This window comes from Desulfomonilia bacterium (assembly GCA_036567785.1).
Lineage (GTDB): Bacteria > Desulfobacterota > Desulfomonilia > UBA1062 > UBA1062 > DATCTV01.
In genome coordinates this window covers 33,788-40,774 of the sequence record DATCTV010000011.1, presented here as the reverse complement: position 1 = coordinate 40,774, position 6,987 = coordinate 33,788, and the positions used below count along the sequence as shown (strand labels likewise).

The following is a 6,987-nucleotide window of genomic DNA, read 5'->3' as shown; positions in this document are numbered from 1 at the left end:
AGTTCCCTAGGGAACTGTGCCCCGTATGAGTATTTCATGAACCAGAAAAATATGCTAAATAACCAGACACTCGCTTTAAAGGTGGCTTAATAATTGGGGGAAGGTCAATGCCTATAACGCTCATTTTGACTATAATGCCTTCTGGGCCGAGGTTACTTCAAACAGAAAAGTCGTCAAGGCCATTGCCTATGCCATAGCCAGGGGTGATGAGAAACACAAACAGTTTCACAACATATTGAGGGGAATCGGATTTGAAGTAAAGCTGAAACCTTTCATACAGCGAAGCGACGGTTCGGCCAAAGGCGACTGGGATGTGGGCATTACGCTTGACGTGGTTGAATATGCAAAAGAGGCGGACGTAACTGTCCTGGCATCAGGCGACGGAGATTTCGACCTGCTCGTCGGGAAGATAAGGCAGGACTACAATTCTGCTGTTGAGGTGTATGGGGTGCCAAAGCTCACAGCGGTTTCACTTATAAACTCTGCATCAAGGTTTGTACCCATTGATGAAAGATTGCTTTTAATTTGATTTTTCAGGTATTTGGAAGTCTGATATAAGTATCTACCTGATTGTTCAATATTTCCGGGCTTCATATTTTAAAATAAAAAAAGACTTGATCAGAAAGGAGAGGTTCCAATGACATATGTTTATAAAACTTTCGGAATAATTATCTTGACAGTCCTTGCCGTGGGTTTCTCATCTGTACTGCCGGTTCCGGCCAATGCTACCCCGCCCAGTGACATTCAGCTTTCATATGATATTTCGACCCAGACATTGACAGCAACAATTACACATGCTTCATTTGTGCCTGGCATACATTACATCAAGACAGTAGAGATAAAAAAGAACGGTCAGATGATAAGTGCAAATACCTATAAAAATCAGCCCGATAAAAAAACTTTTACATATACTTATAAAATCCCTGCCGGAATTGGTGATGAGTTTGAAGTAACGGCGACCTGCAATATGTATGGAAGCAAAACAGTCAAGATGGTTGTAAAATGAAGCCGATCGGACCATTAATGTGGGAACACAGGCTGATTGAGCGTATGCTTCGTTCCGTTGAGAAAATGACTGCACGAATCGATTCAGGTTTTGATCCGGTTCTGGTTGATACGATCGTTGATTTCATACGGATTTATGCAGACCGTACGCATCACGGAAAAGAAGAGGACATCCTTTTCAGGGACATGAAAAAGAAGCCCCTGTCGGCCGAACATGAACGCATCATGAATGAATTAATAGAAGAGCATGTCTTTGCAAGAAAAACAGTCGGCAGGCTGGTCAAGGCCAAAGAAGACTTTTTAAATGGCAATGCAGGGTCGCTTACTGAAATGACTGATTGTCTCAAAACGCTTACGGAATTTTATCCCGGACATATAGAAAAAGAGGACAAGCACTTTTTCTTTCCGGTAATGGAATATTTTTCAAAAGATGAACAGGATGCCATGCTTTCCGGGTTTTATGAGTTCGACAGGAACATGATACATGAGAAATATAATAAGGTAGCCGATGCTGTTGAAAAATCAGTTGTAAATCCATAATGACTGCGGCATACGGTAAATCTGAGTGAAGGGTATAGACTTCATTCCAAAACCGGGTTTTTTTTATTCAGGAATAATTATGGAACGCACTTTGTTGAGATGCAGGGCCTGCGGATATATCATTGGTGGGGACAAGCTGAAAGATGTCTGCCCTGCCTGCGGATTACCGAAAACGGTTTTTGAACCCTACAAGGAGAATATCTCCCCGAAAAGGGCCTTTATTCTTAATCTTCACATGCATCCCATCGCTGTTCATTTTCCCCAGGCTTTTGTTGTCGTTCTGATACCATTTATCATTTTGGGCATTATTCTAGGGCAAATCTTTGGCAGAAACTTCCTTATTAGTGCCAGAGTGCTGTCTCTTCTTCTGCCTGTATTTTCTTTGCCTGCTATCCTGACAGGTCTGATTGACGCGAAAGTACGATTTAAAAAATTGACTACGCCGGCTCTGAAAACAAAGATGATTTTCGCAGGCCTTTTCTTCGTGATAACCTGCGCTATTGCAGTGATCGTATTCCTCTTCGGTTTTCAGGCAAATGCCGCTGCCGCAGTTATAATACTGCTTATCCTTTGCCTTGGATGCCAGATCGTGCTGGGGCATATCGGGTCTAAATTGTTTTCAGCCAGACTCGGCGGGTAGTTCTTCTCAAATTTTATTCTGACAGTAATTACTGTTTGATAAGTTCAGCGTCGTTTGTAATTTCCGCTCTTGCCGCCGGATTTTTCCATCAGCCGGATATCGCTGATTGTCATGGATTTATCGACTGCCTTGGCCATGTCATATATTGTAATGAGCGCTATGCTGACTGAGTGTATCGCTTCCATTTCTACGCCTGTCTTTCCTGAAACACTTACTATGGCCTCGGCTTCGAAAGAGCAGGTTTTCTCGTCAGGGTAAAAATCTATTGATACCTTTTCAATCTGCAGGGGGTGGCACAGCGGTATTGTCGATGATGTATTTTTCGCCGCCATAATGCCTGCGATTTTTGCAGTTGCCAGTACATTTCCCTTGGAGACCGTACCTGATGTTATGGCCTCAAAGGCTTCTCTGCTCATTGAGATTTTGCCGCGGGCTGCTGCAATACGTTTTGTCGGGACTTTATTCCCGACATCCACCATATTGATGTCGCCTTCTTTGTTTATGTGAGAAAGCGGCAAATTTGATTACCTATTCCGTACCGGTGGATGTTGAAGATTTCACATCGTCTGAAGCAGTGGCCGGTGTGCTGTCCTTCGTATCGCTTGTTTCGGTTGAAGGGCTTCTTGTGCCTTTTTTTGCATAATCTGTCATGTACCAGCCTGAACCCTTGAGCTGAAACGAAGTGTTTGACATCTTTTTTTTCACTCTGCCTCCGCAGCTGGGGCATTTTGAAATCGGGGCATCAGAGAACTTCTGCATTGCCTCGAAATCATTGCTGCACTTCAAGCATTTGTACTCATAGATAGGCATTGAAACGACCTCCTGTTTCAAATATTGTGCGATGATTATATAGTGGCGGTGGTGTAAGTTTGTCAAGTAGCCTGAAAACCCTTTCCCTGCCGGCAGGCGGATATTTTGCCAGAAACAGACGCGTCAGGTTATCCACGATGATCTCCTCATCCTGATCAACTTTGTCAAAATCGGCTTCGCCCATAGAAAACCTGTGAATATGAACAAGTTCATGAGTCATGACAAATACGATGAAAGTGAGCATATCAATTTCGGAATTGTGCCGGAGAAATTCCATGATGTCTTCATCATTGAGGCATATCCTGTAGTGTATGATCCTGCCGTTCACCTCACATGACATAAGTCTTGCGAATGAATCATACAGGCCTTTATTGTCTGAACCGTCGGCCAGTGTGGATACATCATACCTGTTCTTGAAGTCAGTTCTGGTATTACGCATGAGGATACTATCGGCTATGTCGGAGCCTGCCCTCAGCACACTTTTATGGAATGGATTGAAGTGAGCCATGTACCTAATATTAAAGCCTCACGGCTGTGAAATCAAGATGCATAATTCATCCTTCAGATACCCCTGCCCATGACCTTTGCCATTTGCCTGATCCCTTTCATCAGTGTCTCGAACTCAGCGGGACGAAGGGATTGCGGGCCGTCCGAAAGCGCCTTGTCAGGGTCGGGATGTATCTCAATCATAAGACCATCTGCGCCTGCAGCAATTGCAGCATATGCCATCGGCCCGACATATCTTGCATGTCCGGTTGCATGCGAGGGATCGACAATTACCGGCAGATGAGTCCTTTCCTTGAGCACTGGTATGGCGCTAAGGTCAAGAGTGTTACGGGTTGCTGTTTCGAATGTCCGAATTCCGCGCTCGCAGAGGATCACCTGATCATTCCCGCCTGCGAGCACATACTCGGCTGACATAAGAAGCTCTTCGATGGTCGTTGCAAGGCCGCGCTTTATAAGAACCGGCTTTTTTGCCTTGCCCACTTCTTTCAGGAGCGCAAAATTCTGGATGTTTCTTGCCCCTATCTGCAGGCAGTCGGCATATTCCGAAACCATGCCTATATGCTCGATATCCATCACTTCGGTCACGACTGGGGTCATATATCTGTTTCTCGCGGATGAGAGAAGCTTGAGACCTTCCTCTTCGAGTCCCTGGAACGCATAAGGTGAGGTCCTGGGTTTGAATGCTCCTCCTCTCAGGACATGAGCGCCGCTTGTTTTAATCGATTTGCAGACTTCATCGATCTGGTCAGGCGACTCAACGGCGCAGGGCCCGGCCATTATCACGATTTTTTTGCTTCCTACAGTTACTCCGAAACCGAGCTCCACCTGCGTTGTTTTGCTCCTGCTCTCTATCGCGGCGAGTTTGTAGGGACGTCTCTGAACAGTCTGAGGTGGCAGATTGTTTCCTGGTGGTTCCTTCCTCAAGGGTAGAATCATACGGCCTCCATTTTTTTGCCGCCTGACCCATTCCCCCCTGTTGATGGCCTGAAATAGAAAAGGCCGCGGGGGTTTGAGCCTCCCGCGGCCTTTGTGTTCTTGTTTGAGGAACACCTCAGCGCACAGGCGGCTCCTGGATAAAATACCAGAAATAAAAGCTAAAGAACCTGTTTGCTGTAATGTTCATCATGTAATCATTATATCTTATATTCGGTTTATGGGCAATAGGGATGTTTTTTTAATCGGTGAATTATTAGCACCGTCATTGGTATTCGCAAATTGCGAACCTGCTCAGTCGAGAAAAATAAAAAGTTCAGCTTTAGGTGAATACTGCAATTGACATTGGCAAAGTGATCTATCATTATGAAAATAATTGAAATGGGATAATTTTTTAAAAAAGGAGGTCTATTGTTTTATATTTTAATGTCATGCCGTTCAGCCTGCAAATAGCAGGTTTAAAGGCCTGATGATCTGAGATACCGGCCCGGAACAGTCTGATTGAGGCCGCCAGAAATATGAGAGGAGGCATATGAAAAATACAAAAGTGAAGATCCAGGAGATTCTTTTGACAACTATGTTTCTTGGATTTTCCGGGTAATAAAGTCTTTACGATAACGGGGATTCGAAATAGAAAACATGATTGCCAGATGAATTCCACCGGTCCTGTTTGAAAGCATAAAAATAGAAAGTTGAGTGAGGTTGTTATGAAAAGGAGCCTGACAGTATTATTGTTTATCTGTGTAGGTCTGGCAGGCTGCGGGCGGCAGTCCGGCATAGGCCAGAATTCCGACAACGGCAGCATAAACGAAAATCATCAGGTCCTGCAGTCTCAATTAAACATTCCGGAAATGCTGACAGCGCAGGGTCTGACGCTGCTCGATAGTGTTAAATGCACCGACCGTGTCAGTGGAAACACCTATACAGGCTACCTGGCTGCCTTCGACGGGGCTTACTCGGAGGGGACCAACGCCTCGGGCCAGCATGTTGGACTGCTGCCAAAATACTGCCTGGTCCTCAGAGGCAGCTCATACTGCATGGGTTATCAGATGGGCTATCTCTTGCCGGCTGGGACCCAGCAGATGACCGGGGCCTTCATAGATAAGGCCGCTGAGGCACTGACCGGAATCAAAAGCGAGGATTTCCCTGAACTATATAACTTTTTGAAAGGCCAGGTCCGTATACTCTGTGAAGAAGCCAGGCCTGTTATCCTCGATTATCTTGAGGATGAGATGGCCGGCATGGAAGACGGCGCAACCGCACATGGTTACAAGGTGGACGCCCGCGATGTAATGCTTATGAACGAGGGCTTTGACGCTATGTATGCAATACTCTCCACAGGTGTAATGCCAATGACACAGAAATTTGCTGATATTCTAAATGGACTCAGGGCAAAGCTCACCTCTCAGAAACAGACGGTGGCACTCAAGCGCCTCGATGAGAGTGTCAGCATCTCCGGCGGCCGCATCATATTCCCGAATGCCGATCCTTACATAATGGGCTGCAATGAATTTGTAGTGTCAGGAAACTCAACTGTTGGCGGCGAGGTTTATCACGGCAGGGATTTCATGTTCGTCACCGGCGACATATACCAGGATGTAGCCTGCATGGCGGTCTATCTTCCCGAAGAGGGGCACCCTTTCATTGCCGTGAGCACACCAGGGTACGTCGGCCATCCTACCGCTGTCAACGACGATGGTCTTTCGATGGGGGTGGACGTAGTGCGGGGTGCATGCACGCGTTCGACTCCAGGCATGGGCTCGCTTTTCGTATTCCGCGACATAATGCAAAATAGCGCCAGTCTGGACGAGGCTGTAGCGCGAATGAAGGCAATGGATCGCGGAGTATCCTGGCTGTATGTTATAGCCGACGATGACCGAAGCGTTACATATATGAATGGCCTGGTGGTTGAAGAGGGCCGCAGTGATCCTCCCTATACCGGACCGTACGTTATGCCTGTCTGGAACCAGGTGCTTCTCTGGCCACTAATAAACAAGCTCAAAGATGAGCCTCTTCCTGACAGGGGCATGCTCATCAGGGATCAATCATGGATATATCCGGATGAATTTAAGAATATCAGTATCGGCTACATGAACGGCGATGAAATGAATTACCTGCTCTACTTTCCGGACCAGATGGAATCCTGGCCGGATGTCGTGGTTACGGCCAACAACTATGTCATCCCGCGCATGGTCTTCACCACCTACAACCCTGGCATGATCCTCATCAAGGGCAAGATAAAGACGACCGTGTTCCGCTACAACAAGATGGTAGAAATGATCGGCAATGACTATGGGAATATCGATTATGAAAAAGCCCGCGAGATAATCGATTTCATGAACCCAAACCGGAATATCGACAACCTCAAGCGCTACAAGATTGGCGGCCCTGTAGAGGGGCACCATGCGATCATAGACAACAGGGCCCGAACCGTAAAGGCGCTCTTCGGCTATTACGGCGACTGGGCAAAAGGCGTTGATGACAGCTGGGTCAGGCTTGACCTCAAGCCATTCGCTGAATGGCTGCACTCTACGGAGCACGGCGAATGAGAG

Annotated in this window: 8 protein-coding genes and 1 pseudogene; 5 read left to right on the top strand and 4 right to left on the bottom strand. The window is 46.5% G+C overall.

The window, feature by feature from the left end; genetic code table 11:
* Positions 1 to 121 precede the first annotated feature (121 nt).
* The 4 genes and pseudogenes from VIS94_03260 to VIS94_03245 all read left to right on the top strand — a co-directional run bounded on the left by VIS94_03260 (position 122) and on the right by VIS94_03245 (position 2,185).
* Positions 122 to 529 (top strand): annotated as a pseudogene (locus tag VIS94_03260) (NYN domain-containing protein).
* 108 nt (positions 530 to 637) lie between these two features.
* Entirely contained in the window at positions 638 to 1,006 is a 369-nt protein-coding gene (locus tag VIS94_03255) for a hypothetical protein (protein HEY9160088.1), read from the top strand.
* Positions 1,003 to 1,545: a hemerythrin domain-containing protein gene (locus VIS94_03250; protein ID HEY9160087.1), complete on the top strand. Its 543-nt coding sequence runs from the start codon at positions 1,003 to 1,005 to the stop codon at positions 1,543 to 1,545. The genes VIS94_03255 and VIS94_03250 overlap by 4 nt, the downstream gene beginning before the upstream one ends.
* Positions 1,546 to 1,624: 79 nt before the next feature.
* On the top strand, positions 1,625 to 2,185 hold the full coding sequence (locus tag VIS94_03245; GenBank protein ID HEY9160086.1) for a rubrerythrin: 561 nt from the start codon (positions 1,625 to 1,627) through the stop codon (positions 2,183 to 2,185).
* Positions 2,186 to 2,229: 44 nt separating this feature from the next.
* Here the strand turns inward: VIS94_03245 and moaC are convergent, their stop codons facing one another.
* Genes moaC through aroF form a run of 4 tightly spaced genes read right to left on the bottom strand, consistent with a single transcriptional unit; the run spans position 2,230 to position 4,438 of the window.
* Complete coding sequence (gene moaC / locus VIS94_03240; GenBank protein ID HEY9160085.1) at positions 2,230 to 2,703, bottom strand: cyclic pyranopterin monophosphate synthase MoaC; 474 nt, start codon at positions 2,701 to 2,703, stop codon at positions 2,230 to 2,232.
* 10 nt (positions 2,704 to 2,713) lie between these two features.
* Positions 2,714 to 2,995, bottom strand: coding sequence for a zinc ribbon domain-containing protein (locus VIS94_03235; GenBank protein ID HEY9160084.1), 282 nt, complete (start codon positions 2,993 to 2,995; stop codon positions 2,714 to 2,716).
* Positions 2,982 to 3,503, bottom strand: a complete 522-nt coding sequence (locus tag VIS94_03230) for a hypothetical protein (protein HEY9160083.1) — start codon at positions 3,501 to 3,503, stop codon at positions 2,982 to 2,984. Before VIS94_03230 ends, VIS94_03235 begins: the two co-directional genes overlap by 14 nt.
* A 53-nt stretch (positions 3,504 to 3,556) precedes the next feature.
* Positions 3,557 to 4,438 (bottom strand): 3-deoxy-7-phosphoheptulonate synthase, encoded by an 882-nt coding sequence (gene aroF / locus VIS94_03225; protein HEY9160082.1) that lies wholly within the window; start codon positions 4,436 to 4,438, stop codon positions 3,557 to 3,559.
* Between the two features lie 704 nt (positions 4,439 to 5,142).
* Between aroF and VIS94_03220 the strand changes: the two genes are divergently transcribed.
* Positions 5,143 to 6,984, top strand: coding sequence for a carcinine hydrolase/isopenicillin-N N-acyltransferase family protein (locus VIS94_03220; protein HEY9160081.1), 1,842 nt, complete (start codon positions 5,143 to 5,145; stop codon positions 6,982 to 6,984).
* Positions 6,985 to 6,987: the final 3 nt, after the last annotated feature.

Bases quoted from the DNA above. Each gene is read 5' to 3' on its own strand.
- VIS94_03255 (HEY9160088.1), top strand. From the start codon at position 638: ATGACATATGTTTATAAAACTTTCGGAATAATTATCTTGACAGTCCTT.
- VIS94_03250 (HEY9160087.1), top strand. From the start codon at position 1,003: ATGAAGCCGATCGGACCATTAATGTGGGAACACAGGCTGATTGAGCGT.
- VIS94_03245 (HEY9160086.1), top strand. From the start codon at position 1,625: ATGGAACGCACTTTGTTGAGATGCAGGGCCTGCGGATATATCATTGGT.
- VIS94_03235 (HEY9160084.1), bottom strand. From the start codon at position 2,995: ATGCCTATCTATGAGTACAAATGCTTGAAGTGCAGCAATGATTTCGAG.
- VIS94_03230 (HEY9160083.1), bottom strand. From the start codon at position 3,503: ATGGCTCACTTCAATCCATTCCATAAAAGTGTGCTGAGGGCAGGCTCC.
- aroF (HEY9160082.1), bottom strand. From the start codon at position 4,438: ATGATTCTACCCTTGAGGAAGGAACCACCAGGAAACAATCTGCCACCT.
- VIS94_03220 (HEY9160081.1), top strand. From the start codon at position 5,143: ATGAAAAGGAGCCTGACAGTATTATTGTTTATCTGTGTAGGTCTGGCA.